Genomic DNA, 18009 nt, shown 5'->3' with positions numbered 1-18009 from the left:
GAGCGGGGCGGCCGCCGGGCTGTCCCGGGCAAACGATGCTTGAGTTCGCCGCCCCCTGCCGATACGGTCGGCCGCTCCGAAAACATCAGCAAACTCAAGCTCGAGCCAGGACCGCGCGAAGGTGCCCAAAATCTACAAAATCTGCTCAGCTTCGGCCTGGCGCGAGGCGGAGCGGCTGGGCGTGTACCGCGGCAGCGCCGACGATCTGCGCGACGGGTTCATCCATTTTTCGACCGCCCCCCAGGTGCCGGAGACGGCCCGGAAGCACTTTTTCGGGCAGAGCGCGCTGTTCCTGGTCGAGGTCGAGGCGGATGCACTGGGTGGAGGCTTGCGCTGGGAGCGCTCGCGCAACGACGAGCTCTTCCCGCATCTGTATGGCGAACTCGATCTCGGCGCCGTGACCGCCGTTCACCAGTTGCACAGCCGTGCCGATGGCGGCCACGACATTCCGGACCTGAAGCCGTGATCCGCGCTTTCGACCAGCTCTCGCTGCCGCTGCTCCGCTGGCTCGACGCCGAGGATGCGCACCGGCTCGCCATCCAGGGCCTGAAGCTCTTGCCGGCGATCAAGCCGCGACCGGACGATGCGAAGCTCGCGGTGCGCGCCTTCGGGCTCAACTTCCCGAATCCGGTCGGCATGGCCGCCGGCTTCGACAAGAACGCCGAGGTGCCGGACGCGCTGCTGCGGCTCGGCTTCGGCTTCGTCGAGATCGGTTCGGTCACGCCGCGGCCGCAGAGCGGAAATCCGCGCCCGCGGCTGTTTCGGCTGGAGCGCGACGAGGCGGTGATCAACCGCATGGGCTTCAACAATGACGGCGCCGAAATCGTGTTGCGGCGGCTTGCCGGCCGCGCCCATCAGGGCGGCATCGTCGGCGTCAATGTCGGGGCCAACAAGGATTCGGCCGACCGCGTCGCCGATTACGTCCGGCTGATCGAGACCTTCGCGCCGGTGGCGAGCTACTTCACCGTCAACATCTCCTCGCCCAACACGCCGGGCCTGCGCAACCTGCAGCAGGCTTCTCAGCTCGACGAGCTGCTATCCAAGGTGCTGGAGGCGCGCGACCGTATCCGCCGCAAGGCCGGCGACACCCCGGTGCTGCTCAAGATCGCGCCGGATCTCAGCCTCGCCGAACTCGATGACGTCGTCCATGTCGCGCGCTCGCGCGGCGTCGACGGCATGATCGTGTCGAACACGACGCTCGCTCGGCCCAGCTCGCTGCGCGAGCAGTTGCGCGCCAAGGAGCAGGGCGGCCTGTCCGGGCGGCCGCTGTTCCGGCTGTCGACCCGGATGGTGGCCGAGACCTTCGTGCGCGTCGAGGGCGCGTTCCCGTTGATCGGCGTCGGCGGCATCGACACGGGCGGCGCCGCGCTCACCAAGATCCGCGCCGGGGCCAGCCTGATCCAGTTGTATTCCTCGCTGGTCTACAAGGGCCTCGGCCTGGTCGAGAGCATCAAAGCCGACCTGACCTCGACGCTGCTGCGCACGGGACGTGACTCCCTGGCGGAGATCGTCGGCGCCGACGCCGCGACGATCACGGCCGAGGATTGGCCGGTTTAGTTGCAGCCGAGCTGTCGCATCATTCACGCACGGCTTCATCCCCGCCTTCGCGGACGATGACAGCTCACATTGTCGGTCGAGTCGGGCTCTTCCCGAATGACGCCCGCAGCAGCGCCGGATAGCGCGCGGCCTGGAAGCCGCCGCGGGCGGCGTAGAAGCCGAGCATCGCGATCCACAGGCCCGTATTGCCGAAGCCGCGCAGCGCCAGCCAGATGCCGAGGAAGACGATCAGCGCCGCCACCATGAGATTGCGCATGTCGCGCGCCCAGGTGGCGCCGATATAGACGCCATCGAACGCGAAGGCGAACACCGACAGCAGCGGCGAGGCCACCACGAACGGCAGATAGTCGCGCGCCGCGCGGCGCACCGCATCGTTTGCCGTCATCACGTCGATCAGCACCGGACCGAACAGCGCGAAGATCGCGGCGACGGCGAGCGCGAAGCCGAAGCCCCAGGCGAGCACCAGCCTTGTGGCGCCGGAAAAGGCGTCGCGGTTGCGCGCGCCGAACGCATAGCCGCAGAGCTGCTCGGCGGCGTTGGCGAGCCCGTCGAGGAAAAACGCGGCCACCAGCAGGAAATTGTTCAGCACCGCGTTGGCCGCCAGCGTCGTGTCGCCGGCACGCGCGCCTTGTGAGGTGAAGAACAGGAAGGCGACGATCATCGCCGCGGTGCGGATCATGATGTCGCGGTTCACCGCCATCATGTGCATCAGCTTGGCGCGGTCGAGCAGCGCAGCGCGCGATATCCGGGCGTCGGCTTTGACCAAGCGGCGCGCCAGCACCAGGCCGATCGCGACACCGACCGTCTCAGCGATCACGGCGGCAATCGCCGCGCCGGCGATACCGGCCTGCAGCATCTGGACGAACAGGATGGTCGCGGCCATGTTGATCAGGTTGATCGCGACCTGAACGGCCAGCGCCAGCCGTGCGCGGGCCAGTCCGACGAGCCAGCCGAGCAGCACGTAGTTGGCGAGCGCCAGCGGCGCCGACCATATCCGGACGATGAAATAGCTGCGGGCCGCGCTCAACACGGCGTCGCTGCCGCCCATGATGTCGAAGATGATCGCGCCCAGCGGCAGTTGCAGCGCGATCAGGGTGACGCCGATCAGCGCGGCCAGCGCCAGGCCGCGGATCAGGACCATCAGGATCTCGTCGCTCTCGCCGGCGCCGAGCGATTGCGCGGTGAAGGCGAGTGTGCTGGCGCGGAGGAAGGCGAACAGCCAGAACAGGCAATCGAAGATCACCGAGGCCATGGCGACGCCGCCGAGCATGGCCGCTTCGCCGAGCCGGCCGATCGCCGTGGTCGAGACGATGCCGATCAGCGGCGTGGTCAGGTTGGCGATCATCGCGGGACCCGCGATGTCGAACACCTGCGCTGTTGTGATTTTCGCTGAAGCGGTCAAGAACGTCTCGCGGATTGGCAAAGCGCGCGGCACGCGCGTCTCTCCTGGTCTTAGCGGCCTTTCGCGTCTCTCAGCTAGAGGTCGATGCTCATGCCGTCATGCGCGGCCACATGGCCGATGCGGTCCAGCCGGCCCAGTATGTCGTCGCTCATATGGGTGAGCACCAGCCGCTTCGGCCCGATCTCGCCGAGATGCGCCTCCAGCGCCGCGAGGCTGAGATGGTTCTTCACCGCCTTGTCGTAGGTGTAGGCCTCGGCGATCAACAGGTCGGCGTCGCGGCCGAGCGGGATCAGGCTGTCGGTCCACTCGGTATCGGCGGTGTAGGCGACGATCTTTCCCTCGGCCTCGATCCGGTAGCCGAGAAACGGTCCGCCCGAATTGCCGTGGACGACTGGAAACGGCGTCACGCAGACCGCGCCGAAGCGCGTTGGCTGCTCAGGCGCGAGCTCGATCACCGACAGTTCGAATTTCCGCGGCGTGCGCGACGAATGCTCGAACAGCGCTTCCATCACCTGCGTCAGCCGCGCCTCGATGCCGGGCGGGCCGACGATCACCAGCGGCTGCGTCCGGCGCGAAAACTGCGCATCGAGCAGCAGGAACGGCAGGCCGGCGAAATGATCGCCATGGAAATGCGTGATCAGGATCAGTTCGATATCGTTGCAGGCGATGCCGAGCCGCTTCAGCGCCGGTAACGACGAGGCGCCGCAGTCGATCAGGAGATTGGTGCGCAAGCCGGTCAGATGGAAGCAGGTGTTGGACCTGCCGCCCGAGCCGAACGCGTCACCGCAGCCGACGAAGCGGAGCTGCATCGGCTGCGTCTCTCTACCGGCCGCGCGGGGCGAACAGCCGCGACAGGAACCAGATCGGGATCACGATCACGGCGCCGAGCAGGAAGTAGCGCCACAGCCAGTTGAAGGCGTCGAAGCCGAGCTCGTACAGCCGGATGAACAGCAGCCGGATGCTGTGCAGGATGTTCAAGGGATCGAAGCCGATCGCCGACAGCACCACGCCGACCAGGATCGACAGCAGGACCAGCCGGAACGCCACCGACAGCGGCGAGCCGCCGAGAAAGCGATACAGGCCATCCGAGCTGCGGGCGCGGGCCGGATAGTCCCTGATGTCGTTCGACATGTCATCGTCTCCAGGCGGGTTCGTCGGATTCGCGAGCCCGATTATAAAGCACGGCAGGGCAGGTGGGGAACCCGGCTCGCCGCCGCAAGCTGGTTACTGGCATTTAATGTTCCCGCGCTGTCACGCCGGGGTCTCGCTCTTCAGCATGCGCTCCAGCGTCTCCAGCCGGTCGGCGTCGCGCGGTGGCTTGTCCCAGCGCAACCGGTTGATGCGCGGAAAGCGCATCGCGATGCCGGATTTGTGCCGCGGCGAGCGCTGCAGGCCCTCGAACGCCACTTCGAGCACGAGCCCCTGCCCGGGCTCGTGCACGACGTGGCGGACGGGACCGAACTTCTCCGTGGTGTTGCGGCGGACGAAGCGGTCGATCTGCAGCAGCTCCTCGTCGGTGAAGCCGAAATAGGCCTTGCCGACGGGCACCAGCTGATCGCCGCCGTCTCCCGCCGTCCAGACGCCGAACGTGTAGTCGGAGTAATAGGACGAGCGCTTGCCGTGGCCGCGCTGCGCATACATCAGCACGGCGTCGATGATGTGCGGATCGTGCTTCCACTTCCACCACTGCCCCTTGGGACGCCCCGGCAGATACAGCGCGTCGCGCCGCTTCAGCATCACGCCTTCCACCGCTTCGGCATCGTCGCCGGCCCCGGCCGAGGCGGGATTGGCGCGCGCGGCCTTCAACGCATCCCAGGTCGCGAACGCAATGGTCGGTGACAGGTCGACGCGCGGATCGTCCAGGCGCTTGATGAACGCCTCCAGCTTCGCGCGGCGCTCGGCGAACGGCAGCTCGCGCAGGTCATTGTCCTCATCGCCGAGCAGGTCGTAGGCCCGCAGGTGGATCGGGTACTCCTTCATCAGCTTCGGCGACACCGTCTTGCGATTCAGCCGCTGCTGCAGCACGTTGAAGCTCTGTACGCGCTGATCGCGCACCACCAGCAGCTCGCCGTCGAGCGCGCCAGGCAGATGCAGCGATGGCAGCAGGTCCGGAAAGCTTCCCGTGATGTCCTCGCCGCTGCGCGAATACAGCCGCGTGACGATGCGGCCATCCGCCTCGCGGCCGCTCACCGCCTGCACGCGGATGCCGTCCCATTTCCATTCCGCGATGTAGTCGGCCGCGTTCATGCCGGCGAAGTCGTCGTCCTCGACCGCATGCGCCAGCATCACAGGGCGGAACGGCGCGGGATCGCGGTTGATCGGCCTGTCGCCGCGGCCCTCGAGCCAAGCGAACAGGTCGAGATAGGGCGGCGCGAGCCCCGGCCAGATCAGCTCGACCTCGTGCGGGTCCTTGTCGCCGAGCGCGGCCGCTGCGGTCTTGGCAAGCCGCGCGGAGATGCCGATGCGCAGCGCGCCGGTGACCAGCTTCAACAGCGCCCAGCGCCCGGTCTCGTCGAGCTCATCCAGCCATTGCGCGAGTTGCCGCGGCATCTTGGTCTTGCCGAGGGTGCGCAGGGTGGTGACGACCTCGGTCAGCGTCGGCGGTGGCGGGTTGTTGTGGCCGGGTGCGGGGTCCCTCGTGAGACCGCCCGTGGGGTCCCCCCCTCCCTGACCCTCCCCCACAAGGGGGGAGGGAACGGAGAGAGCGGTTGTGGGGGACGGGAAACGTGAAGGGGGAGCGATGCTCGATGCAGCCCGAGACAGCAACTCCGAACGCGCCAGCGCTCCCTCCCCCCTTGTGGGGGAGGGGTGGGGAGGGGGGTACCCAGGAACGAGCTGCTGATGATGCGCCCTGTCCTTCGGCCACATCAGCGCGACGGTCTCCGAGAGATCCCCCACATAATCATACGATAGCGCGAACAGCACCGGATCGGTGCGCGCGGCGATTATTTCGCGGATCAGCGCCGGCTTGGCGTGCTTGAACGACAGCGCGCCCGTCAGCGCGCCCAGCGCGTAGCCGCGATCGGGATCCTCGACCTCGCGGAAGTACGACGTCAGCAGGCGCAGCTTGTTGTTGCGGCCCGGCTCATAGGCGAGGCGGTCGAGCAGCTCGGCGAAGCGGTTCATGCCTCCGCGTCCTCCGTCGCCACCACCTCGCTCTCCTCCTCGTCGCCATAGCCGACCAGGTCGAGCGGCCGGGCCGCCAGGCCCTTGCTCCGGCACCAATGCACCAGCGCGTCCTCCTGGCCGTGGGTGACCCACACCTCGCTTGCGCCGGTCGCCGCGATGGTGGCGGTCAGCCCGTCCCAGTCGGCATGGTCCGAGATCACCAGCGGCAGCTCGACGCCGCGTTGCCGGGCGCGGGCGCGCACCCGCATCCAGCCCGAGGCGAAGGCCGTGACGGGATCGGGAAAGCGCCGCGTCCACAGGTCGGAGGTCGCGCTCGGCGGCGCCAGCGTGATCGTGCCGGCGAGCTCGGCCTTCTTGACGCCCTTCACAGGCCTCAGCTCGCCCAGCGCGATTCCCTTGTCCCGATAGTAGCGCGTGATCCTCTCCATTGCGCCATGCAGGTAGATCGGCTGCTCATAGCCGGCCTCGCGGATCAGCGCGATCACGCGCTGCGCCTTGCCGAGGGAATACGCGCCGACCAGATGCGCGCGGTCGGGAAACAGCGCCACCGAGGCCAGCAGCTTGTTCACTTCCAGCGCTGCGTCGCCGTGACGGAACACGGGTAGGCCGAACGTCGCCTCGGTGATGAAGACGTCGCATTGTACCAGCTCGAACGGCGCGCAGGTCGGATCGCGCGCATCCTTGTAGTCGCCGGATGCGACGATGCAGGTCCCGCCACAGGACACCTTGATCTGCGCCGAGCCGAGCACGTGACCGGCGGGATGAAAGCTCGCGGTGACGTCGCCGAGCCTGATCTCCTCGCCATAGCCGATCGCCTGGATCGAGCCCGCAAAATTCTCGCCATAGCGCAGCCGCATGATGTCGAGCGTCTCCTGCGTCGCCAGCACGGCGCCGTGGCCGGCACGGGCATGATCGGAATGGCCGTGGGTGATCAGCGCCCGCTCGACCGGGCGCACGGGATCGATGTGAAAGCCGCCGGCCTTGCAGCACAGGCCGGAGGGAACGGGCAGCAGGATGTCTTGCGGGCGCATGCCGGTCATATAGGTCACGCAAGACGCGTTTTCAGGTCGTGCCAGTTTCCATCTCGTCATGCGCGGGCTTGACCCGCGCATCCATCTCCTCGATGAGAAGCCCGCATTGACGACGATGGTTCCCATGCCCAACCGCCTGTTCCTGTCCTCCGGCGATCTGATCGCCGACCGCCGCTACGAGTTCGCCCGCGACCTGCAATTGAAGGGCGACCTGGTCGCGGCCGCCGAGGTGATGGAGCAGGCCATCGAGGTCGCCCCCAGCTTCGCCTCGGCCTGGTTCGAACTCGGCAAGATCAGGATCGCGCTCGGTGAAACCGACAAGGCAATCTCTGCCTTCCGGAACGCCTGCGTCGCCGATCCGGATGACCGCCACGGTGCCGCTGTGCGTCTGATGCAGCTCGGCGCCGCGCCGCTCTCGGACATGCCGAAGGCCTATGTGCAGTCGCTGTTCGACCAGTACGCGCCGCGTTTCGAGACCGAGCTGATCGAGCGGCTGCACTACCGCGCGCCCGCGATCCTGTTCAAGGCGGTGATCGCGGTGCGCGCGGCCGAGCGCAAGCTGGCCTATTTCAAGCGCGCGATCGATCTCGGCTGCGGCACCGGGCTGGGTGCGGCGGCGTTCGCCAGCAACGTCGAAAGCTTCATCGGCATCGACCTGTCGGCCGGCATGATCGCGGAGGCGCGCGCCACCGGGCTCTATGCCGGGCTCGAGGTCGACGACATGACCGCAGGGCTGCAGCGCCAGGACGTTGCGTCTGCTGATCTCATTCTCGCAGCCGATGCGATGGTCTATGTCGGCGACCTCGGCCCGGTGTTGCGCGAGGCGCAACGTGTGCTGGCGCCGGGCGGGCTGCTGACCTTTACCGTTGAGACCCATGACGGCGACGGTGTGATCATGGGGAAGGGGCTGCGTTATGCCCATGGAGCGGAATATGTCCGTGGCGTGATCGCGGCCGCGGGATTGAAGCTGGCCCATCTCGAGCCGGCGTCGCCACGCACCGAGGAGCAGCTGCCGGTGCGCGGGCTGGCCGTGGTCGCCGTCGGGACTTGAGTCTACACGCTATTGAATGCGCTGCACGCGGCGTCCAATGCGGCAACTTCGCTCTTGCCGCAGCTCTCCCGATGCCAAAAAATGTCGGCAGTCTAGGGAGAGACAAAAATGAAAAAACATCTGACGCGGCGCGATTTCTGCGCCACCGCGCTTGCGACCATCGGCGCTTCATCCATCGCGTCGCCCCATGTCTGGGCTGCCGAGAAGAAATATGATGCCGGCGCCAGCGACACCGAGATCAAGATCGGTCAGACCATTCCGCATTCCGGTCCCGGTTCGCTGTACGGCGTGCTCGGCCGGGTGGGTGAAGCCTATTTCCAGATGCTCAACGAGCAGGGCGGCATCAACGGGCGCAAGGTCAAGTTCTTGACCATGGACGATGCCTATAGCGCACCGAAATGCGTCGAAGCGACGCGGCGGCTGGTCGAGCAGGACGAAGTGCTGGCGCTGTACGGCTCGCTCGGCACTGCGCCGCAGACCGCCGTGCACAAATACCTCAATTCCAAGGGCGTGCCGCAGCTGCTGCTCAACACCGGCGCCTCGAAGTGGAATGATCCGAAGAACTACAAATGGACCATGGCGGGGCTGCCGCTCTATCCGACCGAGGCGCGCATTCTCGCCAAGCACGTGCTGAGCGTGAAGCCGGAAGCCAAGATCGGCATCCTCTATCAGAACGACGATTTCGGCCGCGACTTCCTGGGACCGTTCAAGAAGGTGCTGGCCGACGCCGGCGGCAAGGCGCAGGTGATCATGGAGCAGACCTATGATCTCACCGAGCCGACGGTGGACTCGCAGCTGATCAATTTGTCGAAGTCCGGCGCCGACGTGTTCTACAACATCAGCACGGGAAAGGCCTCGTCGCAGTCGATCCGCAAGGTGGCCGAGCTCGGCTGGAAGCCGCTGCAGCTGCTGTCGGCGGGCTCGACCGGCCGTTCGATCCTGTCCGCCGCCGGCCTCGAGAATGCCAAGGGCATCGTCGCGATCCGCTATTCCAAGGACGCCGGCGTGCCGCAGTGGAAGGACGATCCGGACGTGAAGGGCTTCGAGGCGTTGCGCGCCAAGTACCTGCCCAGCATCGATCCCGACAACACCATCGCCTATGCCGGCTACGGCCAGGCGGTGTCGATGGGCGAGATCCTGCGCCGCTGCGGCGATACGCTGACGCGCGAGAACGTGCTGAAGCACGCCACGACACTCGCCGGCTTCCACTCGCCGTTCTTCCTCGACGGCGTCAACTATGCCTACACGCCGGACGACTACACGCCGATGAAGACGCTCTACATCTCGATCTTCGACGGCAAGGACTGGAGCATCTCCGAGAAGCCGATGACGGAGTAGGGGGCAGCGGTCTCATTCGTCATTGCGAGCGAAGCGACGCAATCCAGAGTTCCTCCGCGGACGCAGTCTAGATCGCTTCGTCGCTTCGCTCCTCGCAATGACGATGTGGCGAGGGATGCAGCCTCAAACTCCGCTGTCGTCCCTGCCTAGTGCGCAATTGCGCACGCGGCGCAGGGATCCATAACCACCGGCTTTGTTGGGACGATGACTGGCAGTATGCGTCTCACCGATGCCGCGGTATGGGTCCCTGCGTTCGCGGGGACGACGGCGGAGCGTGGCGAGGCGCTGGCGCTTCAGGATAGGCTGGCACGGCAGCCGTGAAGGCTAAGGCGCCTATCCGCCCCTCGACGAACCGCGGGCGACTGCCTACCTTCCCCCGGTGCCGCCCCGCGTCTCACCAGTCCCGCCTGACGACAGCGCCGCCTTGCCCGACCATTTCACCGAATGGTTCGCGGCGCGCGGCTGGGCGCCGCGCGCGCATCAGCTGGCGCTGCTGGAGAAGGCTCGCGCGCAACGCTCGGCGCTGCTGATCGCCCCGACCGGCGCCGGCAAGACGCTCGCCGGGTTCCTGCCGACCCTGGTGGAGCTCGGCTCCGCCGTCGCGCCGAAGCATCGTTCTGTTCTTGCCAAGCCATCCGCTCTCTCCACTCCCTCCCCCCTTGTGGGGGAGGGGCGGGGAGGGGGGCCTCCGGCGGCGGTGTCGATGGTGGCACCCGGCACCGAGCCGAATGCACTGGTCGAACTCGCGAACACGGAAAAGAGCAAGCAGACGGCGAACCGCATCCCGCGACCCGCCGGCCTGCACACGCTCTATATCTCCCCGCTGAAGGCGCTCGCGGTCGACATCGCCCGCAACCTCGAGGCGCCGATCTCGGAGATGGGCCTGCCGATCAAGGTCGAGACTCGCACCGGCGATACGCCGGTGTCGCGTCGGCAGCGGCAGCGCCGCTATCCGCCGGACATTTTGCTGACGACGCCCGAGCAGATGGCGCTGTTGCTGTCGTCCGACGATGCGCCGTTTCTGTTTTCCTCACTGAAGCGCGTGGTGCTCGACGAGCTGCATGCACTGGTGACCTCCAAGCGCGGCGATCTGCTGTCGCTCGCGCTGGCGCGGCTGTGGCGGCTTGCGCCGGACATGCGCATGATCGGCCTGTCGGCGACCGTCGCCGAGCCCGAGCAGCTCGCGCGCTTCCTGGTGCCGCAGCCGAGCGGTGGCATAGCCGCGGCCGATGTCGTGGTCGCCAGCGGCGCCGCGCCGCCGGTGGTCGAGATGCTCGACACGCAGGAGCGGCTGCCGTGGGCCGGCCACAGCGCGCGCCATGCGCTGGCCGAGATGTACGAGCTGATCAAGCGAAACAAGACCACGCTCGTGTTCGTCAACACCCGCAGCCAGGCCGAGATGCTGTTCCAGGAGTTCTGGCGCATCAACGACGACAATCTCGCCATCGCCCTGCATCACGGCTCGCTCGACGTCGCGCAGCGCCGCAAGGTCGAGGATGCGATGTCGGCAGGCAGGCTGCGCGGCGTCGTCTGCACCTCCTCGCTCGATCTCGGCGTCGACTGGGGCGACGTCGATCTCGTCATCAATGTCGGCGCGCCCAAGGGCTGCTCGCGGCTGATGCAGCGCATCGGCCGTGCCAATCACCGGCTCGACGAGGCTTCGCGGGCGGTGCTGGTGCCGGCCAACCGCTTCGAGGTGCTGGAATGCTCGGTCGCGATCGATGCCATCGCCGACAATGCGCAGGACACGCCGCCGTTGCGCACCGGCGCGCTCGACGTGCTGGCGCAGCACGTGCTCGGCTGCGCCTGCGCCGAGCCGTTCCTCAGCGACGAGTTCTATGTGGAGGTCATCACTGCGGCCCCCTATGCGTCGCTGTCGCGCGCGGATTTCGACGATGTCATCGACTTCGTCGCCACCGGCGGCTACGCGCTGAAGACCTATGAGCGGTTCGCGCGCATCAAGCAGGATGCGAGGGGACGCTGGCGCGTCGCCAATCCCAAGGTGCGGCAGAGCTATCGCTTGAACGTCGGCACCATCGTCGAGGAGGCGATGCTGAAGGTGCGGCTGGTGCGCTCGCGCGGCGGGGCCAAGGGCACGACCAGCGCGATCGCGCGCGACGGCAGGCTGCTGGGCGAGATCGAGGAGGCGTTCATCGAAGGGCTCACGCTCGGCGACACGTTCGTGTTCAGTGGCGAGATCGTGCGCTATGAGGCGCTGGCCGAGGATCAGGTGTATGTGTCGCGCGCCAACGATGCCGATCCCAAGGTGCCGTCCTACATGGGCGGCAAGTTTCCGTTGTCGACCTATCTCGCCGATCGCGTCCGCGGCTTGCTGGATGATCGCCGCGCATGGTCGGCCTTGCCGGAGCAGGTGCGCGACTGGCTGTTGCTGCAGAAGGACGTGTCGCGCGTGCCGGCGCGCCGCGAGCTCCTGGTCGAGACCTTCCCGCGCTCCGACAAGCATTATCTCGTCTGCTATCCGTTCGAGGGCCGGCTCGCGCATCAGACGCTGGGCATGCTGTTGACGCGAAGGCTGGAGCGGGCGCGCGTCCGGCCGCTCGGCTTCGTCGCCAATGAATATGCGCTCGCGGTGTGGGGGTTGGGCGACATGTCGTTGATGGTCAGCCGAGGCCGGCTCGATCTCGCCGCCTTGTTCGATCCGGACATGCTGGGCGACGACCTCGAAGCGTGGCTGGCCGAATCGGCGCTGATGAAACGCACGTTCCGGTCCTGTGCGATCATCTCCGGCCTGATCGCGCGGCGTTCGACGACCGAAGAGAAGACCCGCCGCCAGGTGCTGTTCTCGACCGATCTGGTCTACGACGTGCTGCGCCGGCATCAGCCCGATCACATGCTGTTGCGTGCCGCGCGCGCCGACGCCGCCACCGGCCTGCTCGATCTGAAGCGGCTCAGTGATATGCTCCAGCGCATCGAGGGACGAATCACCCATGGGGAACTCGATCGCGTCTCGCCGCTGGCGGTGCCGGTGATGCTGGAAATCGGCCGCGAATCCGTCTATGGCGAGGCCGCTGACGAGCTCCTGGCGGAAGCTGCCGAGGAACTCGTGAAGGAAGCGATGGGGTAGATCGAGAAGCGAGGCGGCTTTGCGGGGGATTGTCTGCGCATCGGGAATGATGGACGTCGCCGGCATCGCGCTGCGGGCCGATCTCTCCGGCGCGTTGGTGTGGGATGAGCAGCGCCTGCTCATCGTTTCCGACCTGCATCTGGAAAAAGGCTCGAGCTACGCGTCACGCGGTACGCTGCTGCCGCCGTTCGACACCGCCGCGACCTTGCACCGGCTGGCCGCCGTGGTCGCGAACTACAATCCGCGCGCCGTGATCGCGCTCGGTGACAGCTTTCACGATCGCGACGCGCATACGCGCCTGACCGGTGACGATCGCGCCTGCATCGCCAACCTCCAGGTCGGCCGCGACTGGATCTGGATCACGGGCAACCACGATCCGGCCCCGTGCGGCATCGGCGGCGAGGTGGTCAACGAGATCACGGTCGGCGCGATCAGCTTCCGTCACGAGCCGACCGGCGCGCGTGGAGAGATCGCCGGCCATCTGCACCCCAAGGCGCGGGTGGCGACGCGCGCGCGCACTTTGGAGCGGCGCTGCTTCGTCTGCGACGGCGAGCGCGCCGTGATGCCGGCGTTCGGCGCCTATGCCGGCGGCCTGAGTGTGCGCGACGCGGCCTTCGCCAAGCTGTTTCCGAAGCGCGCCTTCATCGCGCATGTGCTGGGAGATAGGCGCCTGCACAGCATCGCCGCGGCGCGGTGCTATTAGTTGGATCGATCATCTGAATCCGATGACTCGTTCGAGAATGGATTGATCGCGCCCGCCGCGCGCATCGCTGCGCCCTCTCCCCCGCTTGCGGGGGAGAGTTGGAGAGGGGGCGCCATGCGCACCGCCGTCGGAGCGGCCCCCTCCCTAGCCCTCCCCCGCAAGCGGGAGAGGGAACGCAGCGTCCTCGTGGCGCCATGGTCGCAGGAGCCGCGGACGAATGCCCGTCAGGCCGCCTTCGCCTGTACCTTCTCGCAGAACTCGGCCAGCCGGTCGGCCAGGCGCAACGTCGCCGGGCTGGCGTCGGGCGAGGCGACCAGCGCCACCTCCGTGCGCTCGATCGGCGCAAAGCCCTCGCGGGCCGTCAGCACGCTGTGCTCCGACTGCACCGACATTTCGGAGAGGATGCTCAGCCCCATGCCGGCGGCGACCGCGGCCTGGATGCCGGCGAGGCTCGACGATGTGTAGGCCATGTGCCAGGCGCGCCCCTCGCTCTCCAGCGCATGGATCGCCCGGGTCCGATAGAGGCAGCCGGGCGGGAAGCCAATCAGCGGCAGCGAGCGGGCGTCGAGGTCGACGGGATGGGCCTTGCTGGTCACCCAATAGACCTGCTCCGGCCATGCCGCGATCGCTGCCCTGGTGTCGTCGACGCCGCGCTTGAGCAGCGCCAGATCGAGATCGCCGCGCTCGATGTCGCGCTTCAGGTTGAGGCTCTGGTCGGCGCGCACGTCGAGCCGCAGATCGGGGTGGGCGCGCGAGAACGCGGCGAGCAGCTTGGCGAGCCGGTAGGCCGCGAAATCCTCGGGGATGCCGAGCTTCACCGCGCCGTCGGGTCCGGGCCGCGCCACGACATCGCGGGCCTCCTCGGCGAGTGCCAGCAGGCGGCGGGCATAGGACAGCAGCCGCTCGCCGGCCTCGGTCGGCGTGACCTCGCGGCCGTCACGGTTGAGCAGCGTCTGGCCCAGATCCTCCTCGAGCCGCCGGATCTGCTGGCTGATCGTCGACTGCGTGCGGTGGACGCGCTCGCCGGCGCGGGTGAAGCCGCCGGCCTCGACCACCGAGACGAAGCTGCGCAACAGGTCCAGATCGAGCACGCGGGACCTCCATTCGGAAAACCACTGAATGCCAGTCTATCATTTAATTTCCAAATGGGAAAGAACAGCCCTACACCGGCGACGAAGGAGAGCTCTGATGTCGTCCGTTTCCTCGGTTGCCGTGACCCCGATGAAGTCGAACCTGCTGCCGCTCGAAATCGGCCTGTTCTGCTTGCTGTGGAGCTTCGCCTTCGTCGCCGGCAAGGTCGGCGTGACCTATTGTCCGCCGCTGCTGCTGCTCGCGGCGCGGTTCTCGCTCGCCGGCGTCCTCATTCTCGTGGTGTCGGCGGTCCGGGGCGAGCTGCGCATGAGCTGGCGCGATGCGGCCGTGTTCGCGATCATCGGCATCGCCAACAACGCGCTCTATCTCGGCCTCGGCTACACCGGGCTGCAGACGGTGTCGGCGGGGCTCGGCGGCCTGATCGTCTCGGCCAATCCCGTGTTCACGGCGGTGTTCGCGGCGCTGCTGCTGGGCGAGCCGCTGACCCTGCACAAGATCTCAGGCCTTGCGCTCGGCACCATCGGCGTCGCCATGATCGTCTGGCACCGCATGTCCGTCGGGACCGACCAGCTCGAAGGTATTCTCTATACGCTGGCGGCGCTGGCCTCGATCGTGACCGGCACCATCCTGTTCAAGCAGCTCGCCCCGAAGGGCAGCCTGTGGATCGGCAACGGCATCCAGAACCTCTCGGCCGGGCTGGTGCTGTGGCCGGTCGCGCTCGGCGTGTCGAACGTGGACGAGATCGTGCCGAATGCGCAACTGATCGGCGCGTTTGCTTTCCTGGTGCTCGGCGGCTCGATCCTGGCCTACGTGCTCTGGTTCCACCTCTTGAAAGTCTGCGGCGCGACCGCCGCCAGCGCCTATCATTTCGTGATGCCGCCGCTGGCGATGATCTTCGCCTTCCTGGTGCTCGGCGAGCACGTGGCGCTGCAGGACCTGCTCGGTGTCGTTCCCGTCGCGCTCGGGATCTATCTGGTCACGCGGGCGCCGGCCCGAACCGTTGGAGCATCGTCATGAGTGTTGCGATCACCCTGATCGGCGGCCCGACCGCCCTGATCGAAATCGATGGCTTCCGCCTGCTGACCGATCCCACATTCGATGCTCCCGGCCGCTATGAATTGCCGCATGTCGTGCTGGAGAAGCTCACTGGACCAGCGATGACCGCGGAAGCGATCGGGGAGGTCGATGCGGTGCTGCTGAGCCATGATCAGCACTCCGACAATCTCGACCATGGCGGCCGCGCCTTCCTGAGACGCGCACCGCGCGTGCTCACGACGGAAGTCGGCGCAAGCAGGCTCGGTGCGCCGGCGGAAGGATTGGCGCCGTGGCAGACGACGCAGCTCAGCAAAGGCGGCAGGACATTGACGGTCGCGGCGACGCCGGCGCGCCATGGTCCCGCCGGCATCGAGCCGCTCGCGGGCGATGTGATCGGCTTCGTCCTGATCCCGCAGCACGGCGCGCCCGTCTATGTCAGTGGCGACACGGTGTTCTATGACGGCGTGGCGGAGGTGGCGCGGCGTTTCAAGCCTGGTGTCGTGATGCCCTTTGCCGGAGCGGCGCAGACACGCGGGCCGTTCCATCTCACCATGGATGCCAACGACACGGTCGAGACCGCGCGCGTGTTTGCCGAGGCCGCCATCGTTCCGGTTCACACGGACGGCTGGGCCCATTTCCGCCAGGACGCGCAGGATCTGCGCAAGACCTTCGATGCGCTCGGGTTCGGTGCGCGGCTGAAGCTTCTGGAGCCCAGTGTGAGGACGGTGATCGCCTCGTCGTCCAGCTCCTCGCAATGAGGCGGAAAAGATCAATCCCGACGGAACACGATCGAGGCCATCCATCCCGTCATCAGTGCCATCGCGGCGGTGACGAGACCAAAGACGAAGCCGTTCTGCCGCGCTGAGTTCGCGACGAACTGCTCGAAGCCGACCTTGACGATCTCGAACGCGGTCTCGGTCTTGGTGACCAGCGCGCCGTCGGCGAGCAGCTTGATCTCGACCTCATAGGTGCCGATCGGCACCGCAGCGGGCAGAGGGATGCCGGTACGGAACAGGGTCGGCGTCAGGAGGGTCACCGCGGACGTGTCCTCGCGATACAGGCCGTGCTGCGACTGCAGTCGCACGAATGCGCTGCGGAACGCGTCGTTCGGGACCACGTCGGCATAGTCGGGACCGACGCGCTGGGTCAGCAGCACGTTGTTGAGTCCGAGCTGCTGCCGGCGCAGCACCTCGGGCGCGGCCATCGCATCGAACGGGCGGTTGGCGAACAGCGCCAGATAGCCGGGCACTTTGAGGAACTGGCGCGAGTCGGTGTTGATCCAGATGCCGAACTTGCGCTCCTTGCGCCGCGTCACCATGTCGGCGCGCGGGCCCCGGACGGTGACGACGAGGTCATAGGCGGTGCGACCCGGCGGGGTCTGGACGTCCTTCTCGACCGAGCCGAACAGCACCAGCTCCTCCCCGGAATAGTTCGGCGTCACCGTCACGCGATGGTTGGAGACCGAGACGATCAGCCGCTCGGCGCGCGCCGATGCGGCGCCGGCAAGCAGCAGCATGAAGGTGAGGCTGGCGAGGCGGAGCGGCGTCATCGGCTGATCTCGGTCTCGCGGATCGTGAACAGGTCGTCGGGCTTGATCACGAGCTCGATCGCGAACCGGATGCCGACGGCGAGGATCAGCAGGCCGAGCAGCAGCCGCAGCTGCTCGCCGCGGATCATTTGGCCGGCGCGGGCCCCGAACTGCGCGCCGGTGACGCCGCCGACCATCAGGATCAGCGCCAGCACGGCGTCGACCAGATGATTGCTCATCGCGTGCAGCATGGTCGCGATCATCATGGTCGCGAGCGTCAGGACCATCGAGGTGCCGATGACGGTCGAGGTCGGCACGCGCAGCAGGTAGATCAGCAGGGGCACCAGAATGAAGCCGCCGCCGATGCCCATCACGGCGCCGAGGAAGCCGATGATGAGGCCGATGGCGACCACCGGAATGACCGAAACGTAAATCTTCGAGCGCTTGAAGCGCATCTTCAGCGGCAGGCCGTGGATCCAGACATGGCTGCCCGGACGCCGCACGGTCGCGACCGCGCCCTGGCGCGCGCGCATCATCGCGCGCAGGCCTTCCCAGAACATGGTGCCGCCGACGCTCGTCAGCAGGGCGACATAGGACAGCGCGATCATCAGATCGAGCTGGCCGAGCGAACGCAACAGGGTGAAGGTGGCGACGCCGAGCCCGGTGCCGAGCGCGCCGCCGATCATCAACACCGAGGCCAGCGAGGGATCGATCGCGCGCCGCCGCCAATAGGACAGCGCGCCGGAGAACGAGGAGGCGGCGATGTGGCTGGAGACCGAGGCGACCGCGACCGCGGGCGTGATGCCGACGAAGATCAGAAGCGGCGTCATCAGGAACCCGCCGCCGATGCCGAACATGCCGGAGACGAAGCCGACGGCCGCGCCCATCGCCAGCAACAGGAAGATGTTGACCGGGATGTCGGCGATCGGAAGATAAATCTGCATCGGCGCGGCCTCTGCGAACCTTCGAGCGAGCATCCCGCGCATGCGAAGCAGGACGCCGGGCTCCTGCATAACCGAAAATGGGAGCGAAGGGATCAGTCATTCCCACCCAAAGTG

General features: G+C 67.2%; 16 protein-coding genes. 8 read left to right on the top strand and 8 right to left on the bottom strand.

All coding sequences use genetic code 11. The features are described from left to right. Positions 1 to 121 precede the first annotated feature (121 nt). Positions 122 to 466 (top strand): DUF952 domain-containing protein, encoded by a 345-nt coding sequence (locus QX126_RS26740; RefSeq protein ID WP_315778374.1) that lies wholly within the window; start codon positions 122 to 124, stop codon positions 464 to 466. After that, positions 463 to 1557 carry a quinone-dependent dihydroorotate dehydrogenase gene (locus QX126_RS26735; protein ID WP_315735815.1) on the top strand — a complete coding sequence of 365 codons (1095 nt, stop codon included), beginning with the start codon at positions 463 to 465 and terminating at the stop codon, positions 1555 to 1557. The genes QX126_RS26740 and QX126_RS26735 overlap by 4 nt, the downstream gene beginning before the upstream one ends. Positions 1558 to 1621: 64 nt before the next feature. Here the strand turns inward: QX126_RS26735 and QX126_RS26730 are convergent, their stop codons facing one another. The 5 genes from QX126_RS26730 to QX126_RS26710 form a co-directional block, all read right to left on the bottom strand. Continuing rightward, positions 1622 to 2926, bottom strand: a complete 1305-nt coding sequence (locus QX126_RS26730) for an MATE family efflux transporter (protein ID WP_315784846.1) — start codon at positions 2924 to 2926, stop codon at positions 1622 to 1624. 107 nt (positions 2927 to 3033) lie between these two features. Continuing rightward, positions 3034 to 3768 (bottom strand): MBL fold metallo-hydrolase, encoded by a 735-nt coding sequence (locus tag QX126_RS26725; protein WP_315784806.1) that lies wholly within the window; start codon positions 3766 to 3768, stop codon positions 3034 to 3036. Between the two features lie 13 nt (positions 3769 to 3781). Continuing rightward, a complete protein-coding gene (locus QX126_RS26720; protein WP_315735819.1) occupies positions 3782 to 4090 on the bottom strand; it encodes a DUF6460 domain-containing protein in 309 nt (102 codons plus the stop codon). A gap of 120 nt (positions 4091 to 4210) precedes the next feature. Then, positions 4211 to 6085 carry an ATP-dependent DNA ligase gene (locus QX126_RS26715; protein ID WP_315784804.1) on the bottom strand — a complete coding sequence of 625 codons (1875 nt, stop codon included), beginning with the start codon at positions 6083 to 6085 and terminating at the stop codon, positions 4211 to 4213. After that, positions 6082 to 7128 carry a ligase-associated DNA damage response exonuclease gene (locus QX126_RS26710; RefSeq protein WP_315778391.1) on the bottom strand — a complete coding sequence of 349 codons (1047 nt, stop codon included), beginning with the start codon at positions 7126 to 7128 and terminating at the stop codon, positions 6082 to 6084. The genes QX126_RS26715 and QX126_RS26710 overlap by 4 nt, the downstream gene beginning before the upstream one ends. A gap of 115 nt (positions 7129 to 7243) precedes the next feature. Between QX126_RS26710 and QX126_RS26705 the strand changes: the two genes are divergently transcribed. The 4 genes from QX126_RS26705 to pdeM all read left to right on the top strand — a co-directional run bounded on the left by QX126_RS26705 (position 7244) and on the right by pdeM (position 13296). After that, positions 7244 to 8170, top strand: a complete 927-nt coding sequence (locus QX126_RS26705) for a methyltransferase domain-containing protein (RefSeq protein WP_315784803.1) — start codon at positions 7244 to 7246, stop codon at positions 8168 to 8170. Between the two features lie 108 nt (positions 8171 to 8278). Beyond that, a complete protein-coding gene (locus tag QX126_RS26700; protein WP_315757618.1) occupies positions 8279 to 9508 on the top strand; it encodes an ABC transporter substrate-binding protein in 1230 nt (409 codons plus the stop codon). 379 nt (positions 9509 to 9887) lie between these two features. Next, positions 9888 to 12593 carry a ligase-associated DNA damage response DEXH box helicase gene (locus QX126_RS26695; RefSeq protein ID WP_315784801.1) on the top strand — a complete coding sequence of 902 codons (2706 nt, stop codon included), beginning with the start codon at positions 9888 to 9890 and terminating at the stop codon, positions 12591 to 12593. Positions 12594 to 12642: 49 nt separating this feature from the next. Continuing rightward, positions 12643 to 13296: a ligase-associated DNA damage response endonuclease PdeM gene (gene pdeM, locus QX126_RS26690; RefSeq protein ID WP_315757681.1), complete on the top strand. Its 654-nt coding sequence runs from the start codon at positions 12643 to 12645 to the stop codon at positions 13294 to 13296. 224 nt (positions 13297 to 13520) lie between these two features. Here pdeM and QX126_RS26685 read toward each other — a convergent pair whose 3' ends face one another. Continuing rightward, a complete protein-coding gene (locus tag QX126_RS26685) occupies positions 13521 to 14387 on the bottom strand; it encodes a LysR family transcriptional regulator (protein ID WP_315784798.1) in 867 nt (288 codons plus the stop codon). Between the two features lie 97 nt (positions 14388 to 14484). Here QX126_RS26685 and QX126_RS26680 point away from each other — a divergent pair, with 97 nt between their 5' ends. Continuing rightward, positions 14485 to 15405 (top strand): DMT family transporter, encoded by a 921-nt coding sequence (locus QX126_RS26680; RefSeq protein WP_315784795.1) that lies wholly within the window; start codon positions 14485 to 14487, stop codon positions 15403 to 15405. Next, the gene (locus QX126_RS26675) at positions 15402 to 16181 is read left to right on the top strand and encodes an MBL fold metallo-hydrolase (RefSeq protein WP_315784793.1); all 780 of its coding nucleotides are present in this window, start codon (positions 15402 to 15404) and stop codon (positions 16179 to 16181) included. The genes QX126_RS26680 and QX126_RS26675 overlap by 4 nt, the downstream gene beginning before the upstream one ends. 11 nt (positions 16182 to 16192) lie before the next feature. Here QX126_RS26675 and QX126_RS26670 read toward each other — a convergent pair whose 3' ends face one another. Both QX126_RS26670 and QX126_RS26665 read right to left on the bottom strand, forming a co-directional pair. Further along, positions 16193 to 16972 (bottom strand): TIGR02186 family protein, encoded by a 780-nt coding sequence (locus tag QX126_RS26670; RefSeq protein WP_315784790.1) that lies wholly within the window; start codon positions 16970 to 16972, stop codon positions 16193 to 16195. Next, a complete protein-coding gene (locus QX126_RS26665; RefSeq protein ID WP_315773984.1) occupies positions 16969 to 17895 on the bottom strand; it encodes a sulfite exporter TauE/SafE family protein in 927 nt (308 codons plus the stop codon). Before QX126_RS26665 ends, QX126_RS26670 begins: the two co-directional genes overlap by 4 nt. Between the last annotated feature and the right edge of the window lie 114 nt (positions 17896 to 18009).

Source organism: Bradyrhizobium sp. SZCCHNPS1003, assembly GCF_032381555.1.
GTDB lineage: Bacteria > Pseudomonadota > Alphaproteobacteria > Rhizobiales > Xanthobacteraceae > Bradyrhizobium.
Note: the sequence above shows the minus strand (reverse complement) of the source record. Positions and strands in the feature narration are given on the sequence as shown.